This window comes from Thalassoroseus sp. (assembly GCF_984380535.1).
In genome coordinates this window covers 325,216-344,682 of the sequence record NZ_CFHRBF010000001.1, presented here as the reverse complement: position 1 = coordinate 344,682, position 19,467 = coordinate 325,216, and the positions used below count along the sequence as shown (strand labels likewise).

Below are 19,467 nucleotides of genomic sequence, written 5' to 3'. Positions count from 1 at the left end.
GACGCAAGCGACCGGGCGTGATTGTCATCTCTTTGTTCGGGGGCGGCAGATAAACTTCCAGCTCAAAATCGATGAGCCTAGAATTTGTGACGTCGCCAATGGATTAAGAAACCGCTTGAGAATTTCAGGGATGCGTGTTACCATTTTTGAAGGTGCAGATTTTGAATGTTTACGCCAGCTAGATCGTATCACACAATCATCTTGGAATAAATGATGGCGACGATCACGCGAGACGATTTCCAAAACGATCGACAAGGCCGGACATTTGCCGACGTGTTGGAAATCTCCGGTCAACCGTTTGATTCATTGATCGATTTTTTTGCTGATGAAGATCGGCAACGGAGAATGGAGGAAGCGGAGATCCATCATGACCGTCCGGCGTTGGCGGGCGTGATCCGAGAGTTGGAGGCTCAACGGGAAATCGATGACTTCCTGACAACAGCGGACGCACGACATGCGAAACGGTTTCGTCAGGCGGTCGGTGTTTTGGTTCGTTTGATTATGGAAGCTCGCGGTTGGAAAAAGACCGGGCGAAAAGGCTCTCTCGGAGTTCGTGGAAGCTCTGATTCACAAGGCGATTCAGGTGGATCGTCTCACAATACGGGCGGACTGGCTTTCTGGTTTCTTCGGGCAGAACGGTATCAACCGGCCAACGGGCTCCCTTTTCAAACTGTGAAAGAGCGTTGCATGGCAACTGAAGAAACGCAACAAGTGGAATCGTGACCTGTTGACTGGTCACCAGTGGAATCTTTGATAAGCGTAGTTCTCGAGGAGAAAACATGACTCCAACTTCCCCGATTCGTGTCTGGGTCCGTACGTTGGGAAATAGCTGCCGGATTCGCCTGGAAAGTCAGGATCATGCCCAATGGCTGCTGGCCCAACTCCGTGAAAGAAACGCTCTCATCGGATCGGACGATGTGCAAATTCATCCGACGGATTCTGGGTGTCGAATTCAAATTCCGAATGCCGCTGAGCGAACACTGACAACGCTTGAGACTGCGTTGCGAGAGATTCCTGACGTCGAATTGATGTTGTCGCCGGAATCCACTTAGCACCAGGACTGCCACGGTTCGGATCTCGTTTCCATCGATATAGACGGAATTGCATCGCAAGGGATTTCGCTTCGTCGGCATGCTCACATTGCCGCTCGGGAAACATTCCTTAAAGGAGAGGCCATCAATGAACGAGAAGCGACCGATGCCACTTTATAACCCTAAGCCCCGACCGATTTGTCCAGTGTGTGGGGCCGCGACTTATTCGAAGGCTGGGATTCATCCGCAATGTGCTCAAACAAAAGCGGATGAACAACGCACGCGAGAAATCAAAGCGACATGTGAGGCAAATCCTCCAAGGCCGCCCGCCGTGTCAGCCGAGGCAGTTGGGTCCTGGTATCGTCGATGCCCGCAATGTCGAAGCGAAGTTCACGTTCGACGGCATGAATGCAATTGCGGCTACGAGTTCGTGAAACGACAACCGGCTTGAGGTCACTTGTCATCTGCTCCCTGCGAATTTGTGTTTCCGTTCTATAGTCGACTCTGAACGAATTAAAGCTCACCGACGACATTTCGTACCCAAAGAGATTTCGGCCCTTCTTGCAGTCGTCGCATCGCCGATTCTGAAATCGCAAGTTGCAAGTTTTATTCGTCCTGCAATAGGTCCCCCACTATTCCCTCTCAAGTGGCTGAAATCGAACATCAGCCGAAGTGTCGTGGATCTGTTGTGAAAGCTCAGTCGTTGTAAGAACAAGGGACGACGAAAAGTCGTCCAGGCGAACCGAGCAGCATGAACTCCGGAACCGAAGGACCACGGGCGAAAAGCGGATCGTCTCGGAGTTAGCCCGCTCTACAAAACGTTTGCCGTGCTTTTGCTTGGCGGAATGGGGATCGATGATGTTCTGTGCGTATGAACAGAGTGAAGTTTCGCCGCAAACGACTGAGGTCTTGCAGGTCGAATATCATGTTTGACCGTGGGTCATATCGACGGTACAGTGCTACGTGATGACTCTTCAGATTCGGGTATTCTCCATTTTCCGATTTCTTCTTTTCGTCCCTCCAATCCACTGATTCTCATGGGGATTGGATACGCAAGTTTGGAGCTGACATGGTATTACGCGCTCTTGCCCTCTGGAAACAGCAACTTACGCGACAAATCTTCTCTCGACGAAGTCGTCTCTATGTTTCGAAACGCTCGCGTCAGATGAAGTACACATCGGCCCGTGTCGAGCAGCTCGAACAACGTGTCTTGCTTTCGGCGGTCACCGGCACGGTGTTCGACGATATCAACGGCAACGGTTCACAAGACGCCGGTGAGGCCGGAATCGCCGGAGTTACGGTCTACCTGGACGCCAACAACAATGGTACATTGAATTCCGGTGAGCAGTCCGTACTTTCGGATACGGACGGGAATTATGGCTTCGAAGGGCTGGCTGCGGGCGAGTATGTCATTCGTCAGATCACGCCACTTGCTTTCGAGCAGACCTCGCCACAAGACACGAATAGCCGATTGTTCGCTACAACGTTCTTTGGAACGCATCGGGTGCAGGAACTCGACCCGGCGGATGGCACGATTCTGAACGAGTTCGCGTTGCCCAATCCTCAGGCAAGCTTCACCCAAGGGTTGGCTTTTGGTGACGGCACGCTGTTCTATTACGAAAACAGTGCGAAAACGCTGTACGAACTCGATCCCGAGACCGGAGCGATTCGCGATCAGACGTCGTTGGCCGCCGAGTTCGCGAATCGAAACATCGGTGGGCTGGCAGCGATGAACGGGCTGGTTTATATGCTCGATTCCACCTCAATTACGGCGGCTCCAGCGTTGGTGGTGTTCGATCCCGTATCGGATCAGGTGACAGCCACGTTCCCCAGGCTACTAGGGGTGACAGTGGAAGGTGGCTTAGCCGCCTTGCCGGGGGAAAACTTGCTAGTGACTTCCTCCACAAACGACGAGTTTCTATTTCTTGATCCCGCGACCGGACAGATCCGCGAGTCCACTCCCTACAATGCGACCCTCAGCAACTCGACCGTTAGCGGCTTGGCTGTCGTGGACGGGGAAATCTACCTGACCGCGGGCGGTCGCATCACAGATGTGCTCGCTCGTGACGGATCGTTCTTACGTTCGTTTATCATGCCGGTCGAAAGCGGCGGACTCGCTGGTGGTACGGGTGGCGTGGGCGCATTCCGTGTCACGGTTGATGGAACGACAGATGTTGCCGGGCTGGACTTCGGCAACCGTTCGACGTTGGGCCGCATTTCAGGCGTCAAGTTTGAAGATGTCAATGGGAATGGCATCCAAGATGCCGGTGAGAATGGTATCGCGGGCGTCACGATCTACTTGGATCAAAATCGCAATGGGGTCCTCGACGAGGGAGAAACGACAGCCATTACCGGCGAGGATGGCTCATACTACTTCACGGGACTGCTGGACGGCGTATACACCGTGCGGGAAGTGGTGCCGGAACGTTACATCCAAACGACGGTCGGCAACGATCCCGGTACGTTCTATGGAGCCGCCTATATCATCAACGGTAACGGACTGATGAACTTTGTCGAAATCGACGGCTTGACTGGCCGAGTCGAGCGAATCGGCGCCCCACTTTCCGTTCGACCACATGGCCTGGTTCGTACCAACTCGGGAGAGTTCTATGCCTTGAACGGTTGGAACGCGGACAGTCTTTATCAGCTCGATCCGACGACTGGGGACCTCACGCTGATCGGCGCAACCGGCTACGAAATGACGTTTGGACTCGCTTACGATTCCGCGACCGATACGATCTATGGTGTCGGAAAACCAACGGCCAGCGACACCGTCAACTACCTTTTGGAAATCGACCGCACGACTGGCAGCGTCACACAGATTGGTCCGGGATATGAAGGACTGGTAGCAACGAGTGGTCTGGCGTTTGATCCCGTCAATCGTCAGGTACTGGCATTTGATAACAATGACAAAGAGGTGGTCGCCTTCGATCTGGATGGCACTGCCGAACAGAAATTCGTTGTTACGGCGGGCTTCAGCTTCGGCCATTGGTCATTGGCACATACGCAGGACAAGCTCATCGCTGGCGGGTTAGGGACAATCGGTCGGAGATACCTCGTCGAGTTCGATCTGGAAACCGGCGAACGAAGACGATATCTCACGCTTTCGGAGGACACCCCGTTGGAGTCCCTCGATTGGGTCAATGATCCCACGCAGTACCGGTTCTCGATTTCGTGGGAAGAAGGGCTGCTTGAATACACCGGTGTTGACTTCGGCAATCAGCGATTGAATGCGGCTCCGACTGCCGATGCAGGTGGACCTTACACGATCACCGAAGGTAGCGGCGTCACGCTGAGTGCCGCCGGATCGACCGATCCGGACGGCGACAGTCTCACTTATCAATGGGATTTAGACAACGACGGCGATTTTGATGATGCTAGCGGAGTGACTGTGACTCTCGATCCCGCCGAGTTAGCTGCTTTGGGACTCGGCGATGACGGCGTGTTTTCGGTGTCCGTACTTGTCAGTGACGGCGACCTCACCGACACGGCAACCGCCACGCTCCTCGTCGAAAATGCTGCTCCGGATATTACCTCTGTCGTGACCGATGCGGACGACGTGGGCGATGCCTTACCTGGACAGAGTATCGCGCTCACGGCCAGTTTTGATGACCCCGGTCTCCTTGATACCCACACCGCCACGATCGATTGGGGAGACGGAACCCAGTCTGCGGGCAACATTGCTGGAAACGTCGTCACGGGAAACCATACGTACGATGAGGGGGGAGTCTATCTGGTTTCGGTCTCTGTGACAGATGACGACGGTGACACCGATGCAGCAACGACAACCGTGTACGTGACCGGCATTCGGGTCAAAGACGGCGTCCTTCAAATAGTAGGCACCCGCGAGTCTGACAACATCTCGATCAGAAATCATCGCAAGCATGGGGCCGAGGTCCGAACCAACTTCCTGTCAGGACGCGGTGTTGGATTCGATGCGTCCGGCGTCACTTCCATCGAAGCTTATCTGGGCAATGGAGACGATAAGTTTTCCATTGACAATAGTTTCACACAACCCCTATTGATCGTTGGCGGCGCCGGCAACGATCGCCTGTCGGCAGGTGGCGGCCGAAGCCTCATCATCGGTGGGTTCGGAAGCGACCGACTCGACGGCGGACGGAACGAGGACTTGCTAATCAGTGGCACAACGGCTTTCGACGAAGACGTCACTGCGTTGCGTGGACTGCTTGCTGAGTGGTCGTCAGCGAGAACGCTCGAAGAGCGGGTCGCCAATCTCTTTGATGGTTCAGGAAGTTCGACGCGTGCCAATGGCGATTACTTCTTGACAGTCGGCGATGGCGGTACGGTTTCGGATGACGGCGACTCCGATACGCTCAGCGGTGGCCGATCGACCGATTGGCTGTTCTACAATCCCGACAACGATCGGGTCCGCGGACGAGTTCGCGACGACCTGTTTGCAAACGATCTGGACGGCTTACTAGGTACAATGTAGAGCCGTCGAGCATCGAACTAAAGTTGCACCGCCGGTGTCCTCTTGGCAAACCGCCTGGCCGGAGGACACCGCCGATGCCCATTGTTGAACTCAGTGGCAACCCAATTTCTGTAACGTCGCCTGACACCGGCAGAAATGTCATCGTTTGCCCGAAGAGGCATGTCACAACCTTCTGAAAAGACTTCGTGCTAGTCTTTTCGACTCTGGGCTCGTTCCTGAGCCTTGTCTCTCAACGCGGCTTGCAGTCTTTCGACTTCCGAAGTGAGATGGCTCGGCACGATCACACCCACTGCGGGGAGCGTTTCGACGATGTGCTGCATCAGGTTCGGATCAGTGTAAAGAAAACGACCGATAAAGCTGGGACGCTCCTCTTCCCTCGCATCTTCGTCGACGATGACCCACAGTTCGGCAAACTGCTCGCCAAACCCGAGAAAACCGAAGCCATGACAAACCGGCGACGGTCCGCCGACCGCAACATCAATGGGATGGTAAAACCACAACCCGTCCGTCGGTTCGTTTCCCGTGATGTAGCCCTGACGGAAATCATGGTTCTCCGGTGCGAATCGATGCATCAAAGAGTGTACCGCATCCAACGCCTCAGACGGTTCGACGGCAACCTTCCCCTCATCGGACGCATCGTCTGGGCGATTCTTGCGATCTGAAAGCCCCTGCTGACGAGAATCCATCGTGACTTTCCTTCGATCGGTAGACGTGATTTGCCAGTCACATTGACCTGCGTCTCAGGGCAACGTGGGGGCCAAGTTAGGTGGGAACGGCACAGTAACTCATCAGTGGATCGGCGACTCGTCGAGAATCGGGTCGTTCCGTTTTGAGCTGTGACGAATCATTTCTCTTTTCCTTCCGTGTCCGATGGGCTTTTTGACTTGGCGGTAGAATCCGGTTCGTCGAAGAATGGAAAGAGTTTTCTGATTTCAGCTGTGCTTGGTTGGTGGCCGTACTCGCAGATCTCGAACGCCTCGGCGTATTTCACCGCTTTGCCCCGATCTTCGCCGTACCAGCGAATCAGAGCGTCGCGATACTTTCTCGCTTCCCCTCCCGCCCGGTTTTGCCATACCTCTCGGACTTTGGCTAACCGCAGTTCCTGGTGACGGGCTGGAGGTGCCTGGGCCGCTTGTTCAGCATTGCCAAGCGCTCCCCCCTCGAACACTTGCGATTCCAGTTCAGCAATTGCTTTGACTTTGGTTTCAAAAACATCGTCAATCGCGACCGCAATATCGGCCGTGAACGGATAAGGCTTTTGGAACCGATCACTGGCATACAGAAAGACCGGATTCTTCTCGAGAGCGGGAACATCGGGACAGAAGAAAGGGACCGCCACCATGAAAGCAGCGTCTTGCACGAGCACGCCGACGTAGCGATGGTCGGGATGATAATCCCATGGACGATGCGCAATGACAATATCCGCTTTCCACTCACGGATCAGTCGCGTGATCTTGCGACGGTTCTCCAATGTCGGCATCAGCTCGCCATCATGAATGTCCAACACCTGCGATGTGGTGCCGAGGATTTTCGATGCTTTGCGAACTTCTTCCGTTCGCCGTTTCGCCAATGCACCCCCAGACATGGCCCAGTGTCCGATGTCACCGTTGGTCACCGACACCAGTTTGACATGGTGTCCGAGCCGAGCCCACTTCACGCCACACCCACCCGCACGATATTCCGCATCATCGGGATGAGCGCCGAAGACAATAATTCGCAGCTTGCCATCATCTTTCGGAGTGTCGTCAGCAAACCCGACTGATGACGTTAGCGTGAGAATGGTGAGCAACAAGGACAGGAACCGCATGTTGAGTCTTCCCATGTTAAATAGTTCGGTGGGGCAAAGTCACGCACTAGTTTGTGGTCGGCTTCGCCCTCATGATTGATTTTGAATGTTGAATGTACTACGCGGGCCCTGCTATTCACAACTCGACCCGTTCGAAGATACTAACCCCACTGCGACGACCAAGACCAGACTTCTCGCCAAACGCTTTGAAAACCTTGAACTGTTGCTCTCATCAAGTGACTTCGCTAGAGAAGTTTTAATGAGCATGGGGCTCCTCATAGGATGACGGTCGTCGCATGAGAGAACTTGACTGTAACATAGTTCTGGTGGAGTCGCGAAATCTCAGTGTGAGATGATCACCGTTAACGTCTAGCAGACTTCAACTCTTGATAACTTTAGTCGACTGGCCTCGTGAATAGCGCGATTGCAACTAGTTGGGAGCGAACTGGTGCCAGAGTTGATCGAAGGTTGATTGGAACGGTTGGATCAGACGGAGGTCGTTCGAGAGGATGAAGTTTTCCTCGTTGTATTCGGCAGCGCCGCGAGTCCAGTTGTAGCTACCAGTTAGGAGCGTCTGTTCGTCGAAAATTGCAAACTTGTGATGCATATGATATGGCGAGCGATCTCGACGCACGTGAATACCTACAGACTCAAACCGTTCGATGTCAGAGCCGGTGTCGAACGACTTGTCATCGTCTGTGATGAGCCGAATTTTCACGCCACGTTCATGAGCGGAAACGATCGCAGATGCAATTCGGTTATCTGTAATCGTAAAGACACAAACATCCACACGACTCTTGACGTTGTCGAAAAGGCTGGCAATGCGTGTTGGGCAATCGTCTCCGGGGCTAAAATGGCATTCGACATTTGGCGGAGACTCGTTCACGTTGGGAATTAGAAGCTTGATGACGTCTTCGAGCCAATTCAGTGTTTGACGCGCGGGAACATCGTTAAAGTTCGACAAGGCAACTTCAAAGTCCAGGCTTCGTAAAACACCCAGGTTTTGCGGGGTCGGTGCGATGCCCTCCAGCACACGTGACATCGCCCGTTTTTCGCTGCGAGATAACCGGTGGTCGTCAAGTGTTTGCACGAGTTGATCGCGAATTTGATCGAGATTCATGATGGACTCCAGGTATCTCGAATGATTGCTAGTTTCGTGTCACTCAAATAGCCATAACGATTGATCCAGACACCCTCGACCTGGCAGTCAGCAACGAGTTGTAAGCGACGCTCGAAATCAGCTGGTGGTCCGTAGCCGTGCACTAGCGGGGTAACTGCACATTGGCCGTTCGTCTCTTGAGTGACTTGCTCGATTTTTTGGGTTTGAAGATCGGTACTCACACGATGTGGTTCGTCAGGGGCGGGGTATCCATAGTCCGCGAGTTTATTTGTATCAGGACTATTATCGATCTCCATCCAATTCGCGAGTACTTTAACTAAGATTGACTCATCGAGTTTAGAGTTCTGTTCGAGCAATCGTCTTCCCCAGAAGTCAACCATTTGAGTCCAGTGCATTGTATAGAGTTTCGGCGAAATGGCATCGCAGATGGACGCATTGCGAGAGAAGTCAAAGCCTGTGAGTTGGTTGTACGGGGGCATAAAACTATTGGCTGAGAGTTCATAGCGGTGTGGACTATGGTTCTCAAGACTAGTCCGCCAGCGATTCAGAATTGCGAAACTTAATTCTCGTTTGATCTGTAACCAATGCTGTATTGAACTGGCAGGAATACCGAACTGTTGTGGAGTCGATGGATCTGACATGACTTGCTGAAGAATTGGTGTTGTGAGTCCTCCACGGAGTAGGTTATAGAGGCGGTCGATGTCCGACTGGATTTCTTCGAAATCAATGTTTAATGACTTGAGATATTGTTCGACTGGTCGGCACTTGGCGACATGTGAACTGAAGTCTTGGAAGCATTCGTCGATTGTGTAACACGGAGCTTCAGGCCAATCCGGACGGAATCCGCTGATCTGCGGGTATTGGGAAATCAAGTCAGCGATGTAAGCGGCGTTGTATGCATGAACCGCTTCGCTCGCCAGACTCGCGGTATTCGCCACCCTGCCCTGTGGGAGTTCGCCATTTGGTAGGCGTGGACGATCTTCGTTGCGGAGGCCTGTCGGTTGTGCGGCGCCAAGTTGAAAATAGACTTTCAATCCTGCATCGACCGCTAGCGAAATGAATTCTCCGATGATGTGGCCATGGTCTTCGGTTAGGTCATTTGGGGTGCGTGGTGCATACGGGGACTGTTTGTAGAACTGTGGGTCCGGGTGATAGCTAGGGCCGCTTCGGACCCACAAACTTGTCCGACCGAAGAGGGGGCGATCGAACACTCGTGGACTGCTACCGGCATCGGTCGGAGGTTGGAAGCTGCCGGTTCCTTCCGGGGCGGGCGCCGTGACCGTGGGATTGGTGGCAACGGCGGTTACGCCGATATCCTGCAAGTTCCGCAGGACTGTTGCCGGCCCTTCGCTCAAGAGATAATCGCCGAGAACAGTGACGCCGAGCATGCGTTGGGTCGAAGACATATTCGTGTGGGAATTGGGGAAGGAAGGTTGGATCGCGACCGTACTCCGTCGAAGTGTCGTTCAGAATGATGCCCGTATCGCATCTTTGCAAGCGCGTTCACACGTGGAGTGAGGTTTTTCGTCTGCCTTGGAATTGACGAAGCGGACTGATACGCTTGCTGGACGGGTTTCTTGTCATTGTAACGGAGAGAACGTCGTAGCTCCGTTACACAAGCCCCGGTGTCTTGGCACAATTTTTTGTGAAGCAACGATGAGTGTGTTTGTTCGATACGGTCGAGTTCCTGAAGTCGGGCGGTTCAACATTTCTTTGCCGGAAAGTTTGAATCGTAGCGATCAGGTCGTTGTGCGTACGCAGCGGGGGCTTGAGTTAGGGGAACTTCTTCGGGATTGGACGCCCAAACCGGCCGAACAGACTCTCAGCCTCGAGCGTGTCGCTGAGGAATTGGCTGACCTGAAAGTTGTCCGCAGGGCGACCACGGATGACCTCCAACGACATCGCGAATTACGCTCGCTTTGCGAGGCAGAGTTTGAAACCTGGCAAGATCGAATTGCCGAGTGGCAACTCGAATTGGAACTGATCGACACGGAGCGAACGCTCGACGGCGAGCAGCTCATTTTATACGTCCTGAATGAACGCGGACCGGACTGCACCAAACTGTCACTGTACGCTGCGGCGGGTGGCTTCGGCACAATAACCGTTCAACCGGTAGGTATCGAGGGGATGATTCAACTCGAATCGAGTGGCGGTTGCGGCTCCGGTGGTTGTGGAAGTGGCGGCTGCGGCCATTAAACGGCAGACACGCTGTCACCATCAAACCGACCACTACGTTCACAGAAGAGAACAACGATTTCATGTCTGAAACGATTTTTTCAAAACTCGAAAGCACCTGTCAGAGCGAAGGTCCCGCGGCGGCGATCGACACGTTGATCGGACATTTGCGAGAACAAAAAGCCTACGACCGCTTGTTCGACGCGTTATTGCTGAAGAAGCGAAACGAGATGGGAATGCCTTTGGCAATGCCGACGGCTCTTGATGATCTTCCCGAAGATCGACGCAAAGAGTTCGAGGACTACTACGTCGATGTGGCTCGTGAAGTCGGTGAATTGTTTCTGGCGGATGACAATGTCGCCCGGGCTTGGCCATACTTACGAACGATTGGCGAAACCGACACCGTTCGCCGGAAACTCGACGAGATGCCAATTCCCAAAGAACTGGATGACGCATCGGAAGAATTGATCCAGCTCTGCCTACACCAAGGCGCACACCCTGCCAAAGGGCTGGAAATCATGTTGCATACGCATGGCACGTGCAACACGATTACTGCGTTTGACCAGGCGTTACAGGCTCAGTTGCTTCAAGGTGAGGACCAACAACGGGCGGCAGCGATGTTGGTCAAGGAACTCTACGACGACCTTAAGCGAACCGTCCAACAAGATGTCGAGCAGCGAATCGCAATGGCACCGCCGACTGATTCGTTGCGTGAATTGATCGCGGGGCGAGACTGGCTCTTCGAAAACGGCAATTATCACATTGATGTGTCTCACTTGAACTCGACAGTTCGGTTCGCCCGTTGCCTGGAACGCGGTGCTCCTGAACTCGAAAAAGTTCTGCAGTTGGCGGAATACGGTTCCAAACTCGCCAATCAGTTGCAGTACCCCGGTGAGCCGCCCTTCGATGACTTTTACCCCGCGCACATTCATTTCTTCAAGACCATCCTTGGAGAGAATGTCGACGAACATATCGCATATTTCCGGACGAAACTCGATCAAGAACCGGACGAACAAGACAAACCTTACCTGGCGTTTGAACTCGTTACGCTTCTGGTGAAGATTGACCGCCTCGACGATGCTGTCGAGATCGCGAAGAACCATTTGCGATCGTTCAATGATCCCAACGGGTTTTCATTTCTGAAACTTTGTCAGCAAGCTGGGCAGACGGATGCCTGGCGTGATGCGGCTCGTGACAACGACGATGCAGTCGGTTTTTTGGCGGCAATCGTGCATCAAACGACGGCCAGTTGACGTCCCATGTCGTACCGTGACAAAAACCGAGCAGCTTGGAATCGGCTTGCGGATGGTGGTAGTCGTTTCGCACGGGCGGCGACCGATCAAGAGTGCGCCAATCCTCTTGGAACGCTCGATAGTCGAGGCTGGTTGCCGGAATCTGTTCGTGGATTGAACGTGCTATGTCTGGCTTCCGGCGGTGGCTGGCAATCGATTCTATACGCCTCGGCCGGGGCAAACGTAACGGTTGTCGATCTCAGCCCGTCCATGCTTCGCCTTGATGAACGGGAAGCGGCCCGGAGACGCTTGACCGTTCGCTTGGTGGAGACCTCGATGGACGATTTGTCCGCGATTGAGTCTGCTAGCATGGACGTTGTGCATCAACCTGTCAGCACCTGCTACGTTCCCGATCTCGCTGCGGTCTATCGTGAGGTTGCTCGCGTACTGCGTCCGGGTGGGTTGTATATCTCGCAGCACAAAACGCCGACCAGTCTGCAAATCAGTCGCCGAACCCGCGATCATCAATACGTGATTGGCGTGGAATACTACCACCAGGGACCCTTGCCGACTGTCGACGATACCTCCTACCGCGAAGACAATGCGACCGAGCATCTTCATCGCTGGGAACAACTCGTCGGCGGGTTGTGCCAGTCCGGTTTTGTGATCGAAGACCTTGTCGAACCCAGTCGTGCCGACCGCACTGCTCCCGTCGGTGACTTTCGACATCGCGGTCGATTTGTAGCGCCGTATGTGCGAATCAAAGCCCGACGACTTGACGATCAACCCCAGCGGATGCGTTCGATCTGGACGCCCGCATAAACCGGATTTTAGCTCCAGTCATGCGACCATTCACGAATCATCACACGGTTCAAAGCAGCTTTGTTGAATGAAATCCCCAAACCGGGCCGCTGAATTCTGGCAGCGTGCCCGCCGTATCCAAACGTGAGGTTCTCGTCGATCAAACTTTCCTTGACGAGAAAGCGATCGTAGCTGCCTTCGAGATACCGGATCGGCTCGATAGCACATGCGATGTGTCGCCCCGCCGCCGACAGAATACCGGTCTCACCGACTTGGCAACCAAGTTGAAATCCGAGACCCGCATCGACCGCCATGGCCGCTAGCCGAAGGGATGGCAAAAGCCCGCCACACTTTGACAAGCGGATGTTAAACAAGTCGCATAATCCTTCATCAATCGCGCGGCGTCCATCCTCGGCGTGACAGAGCGACTCATCGAGCATGATTGGCACCGACAATTCAGGACGCACGCTGGACAACCCCGCGACCTCAGAGTGCGGTACTGGTTGCTCGACGGCCGTGATCCCGAACGGAGTCAACGGATTGACGCGTCTGACAACCTCATCGCACCGCCACGCCTCGTTGGCATCAATTCGAACATCGACTTTACGGCCCAAAAGACGACGGATCTTACGAAGCGAATTCTGATCGTCGATGTCGGAAACACCCACTTTCACTTTGACCTGATCGAAACCGAAGAGTCGCATTTTGACGGCTTGCCAAAGCTGTTTCCGAGAACTTTCTGCCGTGATTGCACCGCTGTAGCGAACGGATGGTTTCGGTTCGCATGCGATCGGCAAATCGTTCAACATCCCCGGCAGATCGGACAATGGACGACCAACTTCGCGGAAGACGGCGTCGAGAAATGCCAACTCCATGGCACATCGGGCCGAATTTCCGAAGCACGCCCGCTTTGCACTTTGAGGACGTGGAAGTTCCCAATCTTCGGCGGCGGCGATGGCTTCGAATTCCGTCGCGAAGCGGGAATTCAGTGGAGAGTTTTTAGGCAAATCTTTAAGCAATGCGTACGCGGCGTCAATGTCCTCGCCAGTCACGTACTCACGGGGCAGACCTTCGCCCCATCCGATTTGACCGGTGTCGAGGCGGCATCTGACGATGAGAGAGTCAGTCGAATTGCGGACGTGCGATGCGTGCCGAATCGTTTTCTTGAGCGGAATGCGAACGTGGACAATTCGCCATTCAGTGACTCGCATTGCATCCGCCGAACTGAATGACTTAAGGGGTCAGTACGACGAGAATATCAGACTCGCTGGCGATCAAAACTGATTCACCGTCGATATCGATTTCTGTTCCAGCCCAGGGGCTGAACATCACGCGGTCGCCCTCTTTGACTTGAAACGGTGCCCGAGAACCATCCGCCCGACGAACGCCATCGCCGACGCTCAGCACGCGGCCTTCGGTGGTTTTCTCGCGGGCATCATCTGGCACGACCAAACCGCCGGCCGTGACGGTGTCCGCTTCGATTCGTTGTAAGACGACTTTGTCGCCTAAAGGCACAATTTTCATCGTTCGGTGTCCAATTCGACGTCTCAGAAGTTGATCGAGTCAGTCGGTTTTGTACGGAAACCGATTTGGTTGTATTTGAATAGAACGCCGTAAAAGACGAAAGAGTCAACTCAGCATTTTTACGAATGCTACAGGTTTCTCAGAACCGCGATAACATTCCTTACCAAGGCATTTCCATGCGATTGACGATCTGTCGAGCGATTCGCTGGACCACTTCTTCCTTCGCAGTCGCAAGGGACTGACCGACTTCAGGAGCGAATTGGCCTTGCCCGAAAAATGCGGTGTCTTCCGGTGGTAACAGGATTTGTTGGTCGGAAAGGTACCGCCCGGTCCGTAAGTCTTCCCATTGGATGACCACCGCATATTGAAGTTGTAACTGTCGAGGGTCATCGAAAGCGGATTCGGTCAAGACTTGCTTTTGAATCTCGACAATTTTGCCGGTGAGTCGGGTGTCTGCGTAAGGTTCCTCAGCGATTTGCAAGCCGCGTTGCTGCATTTCCTTCTGAACCGCCTCGGTGAGTTGGAACTCGACACCCTTGCGGTAAGTATCATTCTGAAAGATCGGGACGGCGACACTGCGAACATCCGGTCGAAACGGCGAACCGACTACGTACCCGCAACCTGCGAGAAGCAATGCCAAAAGTGGCCAGGTTCGATTCATCCGTGGATTCCTTGCTGACGTTCAGCCGCCCGATGAGTAACGTGTGTCGTAATTAGCTCGAACCTGGAATTCACGAAACATATCCAGGTTTCTCACATTGACGCGACATCCATGACACACGTAATCGGTCATTTTCACTATCTGTTCGTTGACTACTCGACAGTTCCGTTGGCCTGCATTTCCGCGAGCAGGTCTCGCGCTTGGCTGGCGTAGGAACTGTTCGGGTAAAGTCGAATGACTTCCCGGCAACAGGTTGCCACCGAAACCGGGTTGTTTTTCTTCTGCCAGAAGATCACGTTCGCCCACTCCTGCTCGGCTTTCGCTTCTTCGATTTGCCGAATTTGGTTCAGGATGCGTTCGCGGTCTTCCGTTTTGGGGTAGAGTCGAAGAGTGCTTTCCTTCAACTGAGCCGCTTGTGTGAGTGAATTGCCATCGTAGTTCGGCCCCTGGTACGCCATGAGTTTCACATGCGAACCGAGGATGAATGCGTTTTCCAAGTGCGGACTCTTGGGATAATCTCGTCGGAGAATCTCGAACAATCGGTCCGCTTCGAGGTAACTGCCTTTGCGAAGGTTATGGCTCGCGGCGAGCATCAACGCATCATCCGCGATCGGCCCGGTCGGGTCGTTAAGCCAGATTGTGCGGAGAGCCTGCAGTGCGCGGCCATCGGTATCGAACGCCGGTCGTGATTTGTCCCACATGTTGGGGAAAATTGGAATCATACGGGACGGGTCCCAACTACGTTCGATCGGAGCTTCCGGCGGCGGTGTGGCTTTCGGGTTCTCCAAATTGACTTGTTGGATTTCGCTCGTTTCCACGAACTCAGGATATTCCAGCCAGGTTCGAGCGATGTCGAATAGCCGTCGTGTCATCAAATCCAACTGACGAGGCGTCGGGTATTTTTTCAGCAGCGTGTCGTAGGCGTCTTGGGCCTTCGCGTAGCGTCCCCGAGCGAATTCACACTCGGCAACATAGAACAAGCCTTCTTCTTCGATCGGCGTGTCTTTATAGCGTTTCGCGACTCGCTTGAATTGCTTCTGAGCTGCTTCGTAGTCGCCACTATCGAACAGGGCTTTCGCTTGGTCGAACTCCTGTTGGCCTTCGAGCGGAGCAAGTGACCCATCGTAAGTGCCACGTAGGGAAGCACTTCGTTCGAGTTGCCGTTGAAGCGGACCGCGAATGCCATCAATCGACCGTAGGTCGCGATCGTCACGTTCCCAGAACTTGAGCTTCGAAAGACTGAAGCCCTCCGGTTCCGGCTGCGCCATGCCAGGGGCCTGACAGCCCGCGAGCAGCAAGAGACCTGCAAGCAGCCCGCCGCGACACATGCCGCAACGCCGAGGCGATTGATTTTGGTATGATTTTCGCATCGTCATCCATGACGGACTGAAGGAATCAAAATTGGAGATATCGCAACGTCTTAGGCCGCCGTCCCAATCCATGAGAAATGGCTGCCGTCGTGACTTGTCGCATCTGTCGAATTTGTTGTTCGCTCACCGCGATTCTCGCCGGGTCGGTATTGGGTTGACTGAGTCGCCGAAGCAGCATCACGGTTCCGGCCGGAACCGAGGTGCTTTGCGGTTGATAGGATTCCCGCTGACAGCTTTGGCAAATCAATCCCCCCTGGCCTGCCCAGAGAGCATAAGTTCGATTCTCCGTGACCGGTTGTCCACAAGCGAGACAGGCATCGAAGGCGGGAAGTTGTCCAATTTCCCTAAGCACCACCAATTCAAAGTGGATAATCGTGAGTCGACTGTCCGGTTTGTTGGTGAGTGCATCGAGTGTCTGAATCGCTGCTTCGTACAATTGAGGATGAGGATCGTCTTCTTCCGTGAATCCAGCGAGAAGTTCGGCGACGTAATATCCGCCGTACAAACTCAACATATCTTTTTGATGGGGTTGGAAACGCCGGACGAGCCGAGCTTCCGTGAGGATATGAAGTCCCGAGGATTTGCGAATGAAAACTATCTCACACCGCGTGAGGAGGTCAAGAGCGATCTCGAAGGCACTTTTCAAACGTTTAGCACCTTTGGCGATTGCCGTGACCTTCCCAAAGTCGGCCGTTAAAAACGTTACGACTTTGCTGGTTTCACTAAAATCGGCAAGCCGTACCGTCAGCGCTTCGGTTTTTTCAGTCGACATGGCCGATTTTTCGAAATTTCTTGAAGACTTGGCGGTTCAACATTTGGTCTTGACTGCTTCCAAGCTGCGTTTCACTGGGACCAGTGAGTTTAGTCAGGGGGCGTATATCCCCATTCTTTCTCAAATTGTTGAAAGGTCTTTTCTGGATTCAATCGCCGACCAAACTCAAGAATTGAGTCGTCTTGGTCCCCCATCAGGATCGAGACGAAGATTTTTTCGCGTTCCTGTCTAGTTCCAAAGACACCTGCGAGATCGACAGATTCCAAGACTTCACAGATGGCATTATCAACGCCTTTCGTGAAATCGTCAAACTCCTCCCAGCCGTGGTCCGTATCGACTGTCCTCAACGTAGCATAGACGTCGTTCATCAGCTTATTGACCTCGTCGAAATGGTGTTCCCCTTCCAAATGGAGCGGGGAATCACAAGGGCTCCAACGCAAGGACGCGCGAAGATGGTCATCCGATCTATGTGCGGATCCCGAATAGGATCGGTTACTTCGGAATGCTTGGTCGAGCCCCTCTTCCGTCATGGCAGTCGGCATAAGAGAGGATCGTAAGCCACAGGTGTAGAGTCCCATGCAATAAAACGATTCGTCTTTATGATTCTCGCGAAGCTCCCTGAACGCAGTCAGACATGCGGGCGTGAGTACGGATCGCAATCGTTGAAAATCAAAGTCAGCCATTTCTCACCCTAAAATTATTGCTTACTCCGCGCGGGCCTCGAGTTCTTCCCACCGCGTGTAGGCGACTTGCAATTCGTTTTGGATCGCTTCCAGCCGATTCGAAACCTCCGCGACTTTGCCGCCGTCTTGACGGAAGAAATCAGGATCGGTCATGGAATTTTGGAGCTCCGACTGCTCGGTTTCGAGCGATTCGATCCGTTGAGGCAACTCTTCGAGTTCGCGATTTTCTTTGAAACTGAGTTTCTTGGGTCTGTCCGTCTTGCCCGATTTGCCAGGTCTCGTATTGGATTTTGCGTCGGAGGATTCCTTGGAGTCGAGATTGGCAGCGGCACGATCCTTCTGGGCACGCAGCCAATCATCGTAACCGCCGTCGTACTCTTTGAACCGGCCGTCGCCTTCAAACGCGAGCACGCTGGTTGCGACATTGTTGAGGAACGCCCGGTCGTGGCTGACGAGCAACACCGAACCGGTGTATTCGACCAAGAGACTTTCGAGCAGTTCCAGCGTCTCGAAATCCAAGTCGTTTGTGGGTTCGTCAAGGACGAGCACGTTCGATGGTTTCGTGAACATCTTCGCGAGCATGAGCCGATTGCGTTCACCACCGGAGAGAAACCGTGCCGGGCTGCGAGCGCGTTCGGATGAGAACAGGAAGTCGTGTAGATAGCCGATGATATGCCGAGACTTTCCGCCGACCGCCACCATCTCCGCCCCGCCGCTGACGTTGTCTTGCACGGTTTTTTCTTCGTCGATCTGGTTTCGCAACTGATCGAAGTACGCGACTTCCAGATTCGTGCCGTGTCGGATTGTGCCGGATTGCGGCGTGAGTTCCCCCAGCAGCGTGCGGAGGAGAGTCGTCTTGCCACAGCCGTTGGGGCCGAGCAAACCAATCTTATCGCCTCGCATCATTTTCAGTGAAAGGTCTTGAATGATCGGTTGGTCGTCATACTGAAAGTTGACGTTTTTGGCTTCGAGGACCAACCGTCCCGATTTCTCGGCGTCTTGAACCTGAATTTTCGCGGTGCCGACTTGGGATCGTCTTGCGGCACGTTGACGACGAAGTTCTTGCAACGCACGCACCCTGCCCTCGTTGCGTGTTCGACGGGCTTTGATGCCGGTGCGAATCCAGGCTTCTTCCTGGGCAAGTTTCTTGTCAAACAACGCCTCCTGCTGGGCCTCCGCTTCGAGGGCAGCTTCCTTACGTTTGACGAACGTGTCGAAATCGCACGTCCAATCGAACAACCGTCCGCGTTCGAGTTCCACGATCCGTGTCGCGAGTTTCTGCATGAATACGCGGTCGTGGGTGATGAAAATCAGTGTGCCGGAAAATCGGCCGAGGAATTCTTCGAGCCAGGTAATCGATTCAACATCGAGGTGGTTCGTCGGTTCGTCGAGCATAAGCACATCGGGTTCGGTCACCAGGGATTGCCCCAGTAGCACCCGGCGTTTCATTCCCGAGGAGATCGACTCGAACGGCATTTCCGGGTCGAGACCGAGCCACCCGATGATGCGTTCCATCCGGCTTTCGAGTTCCCAAGCGGGTGTTTGGTCGTCGGTGTTCTCCAACCCCAGGGCCACGATGTCCCGAATCGTACCGCCGCGACCAGGCGGGACTTCCTGAATCATGCGGGCCGTTCGCAGGTTTTTCTGTCGTTTCACCTGACCATCGTGCGGCGTGATTTCACCATCGAGAAGCTTGAGCAACGTCGATTTCCCGACGCCGTTCCGGCCTAACAATGCGATCCGTTCGCCACGTTCGATCCGCATCGTGACACCCTCCAGCAATGAGGGGCCGCCGTAACCGATCGAAACGTCTTCCAATGTGAGCAGAGCCATACGGAGGGGAATCCAATTCAGAAATC

18 protein-coding genes are annotated in these 19,467 nt (G+C 54.0%); 7 read left to right on the top strand and 11 right to left on the bottom strand.

Annotated elements, in window-relative coordinates:
* The first annotated feature begins 213 nt into the window (after positions 1–213).
* From AC5DDB_RS01290 to AC5DDB_RS01275, 4 genes are all read left to right on the top strand, one after another.
* Positions 214–723, top strand: a complete 510-nt coding sequence (locus tag AC5DDB_RS01290; RefSeq protein WP_491737855.1) for a hypothetical protein — start codon at positions 214–216, stop codon at positions 721–723.
* A 56-nt stretch (positions 724–779) separates the two neighbouring features.
* Positions 780–1,052, top strand: a complete 273-nt coding sequence (locus AC5DDB_RS01285) for a hypothetical protein (protein ID WP_491737854.1) — start codon at positions 780–782, stop codon at positions 1,050–1,052.
* A 248-nt stretch (positions 1,053–1,300) separates the two neighbouring features.
* Positions 1,301–1,465: a hypothetical protein gene (locus AC5DDB_RS01280; RefSeq protein ID WP_491737853.1), complete on the top strand. Its 165-nt coding sequence runs from the start codon at positions 1,301–1,303 to the stop codon at positions 1,463–1,465.
* A gap of 635 nt (positions 1,466–2,100) precedes the next feature.
* Positions 2,101–5,484 (top strand): SdrD B-like domain-containing protein, encoded by a 3,384-nt coding sequence (locus AC5DDB_RS01275; RefSeq protein WP_491737852.1) that lies wholly within the window; start codon positions 2,101–2,103, stop codon positions 5,482–5,484.
* A 188-nt stretch (positions 5,485–5,672) separates the two neighbouring features.
* Here AC5DDB_RS01275 and AC5DDB_RS01270 read toward each other — a convergent pair whose 3' ends face one another.
* The 4 genes from AC5DDB_RS01270 to AC5DDB_RS01255 form a co-directional block, all read right to left on the bottom strand.
* A complete protein-coding gene (locus AC5DDB_RS01270) occupies positions 5,673–6,170 on the bottom strand; it encodes a hypothetical protein (protein WP_491737851.1) in 498 nt (165 codons plus the stop codon).
* A 158-nt stretch (positions 6,171–6,328) separates the two neighbouring features.
* Entirely contained in the window at positions 6,329–7,291 is a 963-nt protein-coding gene (locus tag AC5DDB_RS01265; RefSeq protein ID WP_491737850.1) for a PIG-L deacetylase family protein, read from the bottom strand.
* Between the two features lie 409 nt (positions 7,292–7,700).
* The gene (locus AC5DDB_RS01260) at positions 7,701–8,390 is read right to left on the bottom strand and encodes a phospholipase D-like domain-containing protein (protein WP_491737849.1); all 690 of its coding nucleotides are present in this window, start codon (positions 8,388–8,390) and stop codon (positions 7,701–7,703) included.
* A complete protein-coding gene (locus AC5DDB_RS01255) occupies positions 8,387–9,778 on the bottom strand; it encodes a hypothetical protein (RefSeq protein ID WP_491737848.1) in 1,392 nt (463 codons plus the stop codon). The genes AC5DDB_RS01260 and AC5DDB_RS01255 overlap by 4 nt, the downstream gene beginning before the upstream one ends.
* Before the next feature lie 268 nt (positions 9,779–10,046).
* Here AC5DDB_RS01255 and AC5DDB_RS01250 point away from each other — a divergent pair, with 268 nt between their 5' ends.
* The 3 genes from AC5DDB_RS01250 (at position 10,047) to AC5DDB_RS01240 (ending at position 12,619) form a co-directional block, all read left to right on the top strand.
* Positions 10,047–10,586, top strand: a complete 540-nt coding sequence (locus AC5DDB_RS01250) for a PSP1 C-terminal domain-containing protein (protein ID WP_491737847.1) — start codon at positions 10,047–10,049, stop codon at positions 10,584–10,586.
* A gap of 62 nt (positions 10,587–10,648) precedes the next feature.
* Positions 10,649–11,818, top strand: a complete 1,170-nt coding sequence (locus AC5DDB_RS01245) for a hypothetical protein (RefSeq protein WP_491737846.1) — start codon at positions 10,649–10,651, stop codon at positions 11,816–11,818.
* Between the two features lie 6 nt (positions 11,819–11,824).
* A complete protein-coding gene (locus AC5DDB_RS01240; protein WP_491737845.1) occupies positions 11,825–12,619 on the top strand; it encodes a class I SAM-dependent methyltransferase in 795 nt (264 codons plus the stop codon).
* Positions 12,620–12,627: 8 nt separating this feature from the next.
* Here AC5DDB_RS01240 and AC5DDB_RS01235 read toward each other — a convergent pair whose 3' ends face one another.
* From AC5DDB_RS01235 to AC5DDB_RS01205, 7 genes are all read right to left on the bottom strand, one after another.
* A complete protein-coding gene (locus AC5DDB_RS01235; RefSeq protein ID WP_491737844.1) occupies positions 12,628–13,809 on the bottom strand; it encodes a dipeptide epimerase in 1,182 nt (393 codons plus the stop codon).
* Positions 13,810–13,831: 22 nt separating this feature from the next.
* Positions 13,832–14,122 (bottom strand): co-chaperone GroES, encoded by a 291-nt coding sequence (locus AC5DDB_RS01230; RefSeq protein ID WP_491737843.1) that lies wholly within the window; start codon positions 14,120–14,122, stop codon positions 13,832–13,834.
* Positions 14,123–14,282: 160 nt separating this feature from the next.
* Positions 14,283–14,783 (bottom strand): LPS assembly lipoprotein LptE, encoded by a 501-nt coding sequence (gene lptE / locus AC5DDB_RS01225; protein ID WP_491737842.1) that lies wholly within the window; start codon positions 14,781–14,783, stop codon positions 14,283–14,285.
* Positions 14,784–14,935: 152 nt separating this feature from the next.
* Positions 14,936–16,153, bottom strand: coding sequence for an outer membrane protein assembly factor BamD (gene bamD, locus AC5DDB_RS01220; protein ID WP_491737841.1), 1,218 nt, complete (start codon positions 16,151–16,153; stop codon positions 14,936–14,938).
* A 25-nt stretch (positions 16,154–16,178) separates the two neighbouring features.
* On the bottom strand, positions 16,179–16,925 hold the full coding sequence (gene recO, locus AC5DDB_RS01215; RefSeq protein ID WP_491737840.1) for a DNA repair protein RecO: 747 nt from the start codon (positions 16,923–16,925) through the stop codon (positions 16,179–16,181).
* 89 nt (positions 16,926–17,014) lie between these two features.
* A complete protein-coding gene (locus AC5DDB_RS01210; protein ID WP_491737839.1) occupies positions 17,015–17,608 on the bottom strand; it encodes a DUF4303 domain-containing protein in 594 nt (197 codons plus the stop codon).
* A 21-nt stretch (positions 17,609–17,629) separates the two neighbouring features.
* Positions 17,630–19,441 carry an ATP-binding cassette domain-containing protein gene (locus AC5DDB_RS01205; RefSeq protein ID WP_491737838.1) on the bottom strand — a complete coding sequence of 604 codons (1,812 nt, stop codon included), beginning with the start codon at positions 19,439–19,441 and terminating at the stop codon, positions 17,630–17,632.
* Positions 19,442–19,467: the final 26 nt, after the last annotated feature.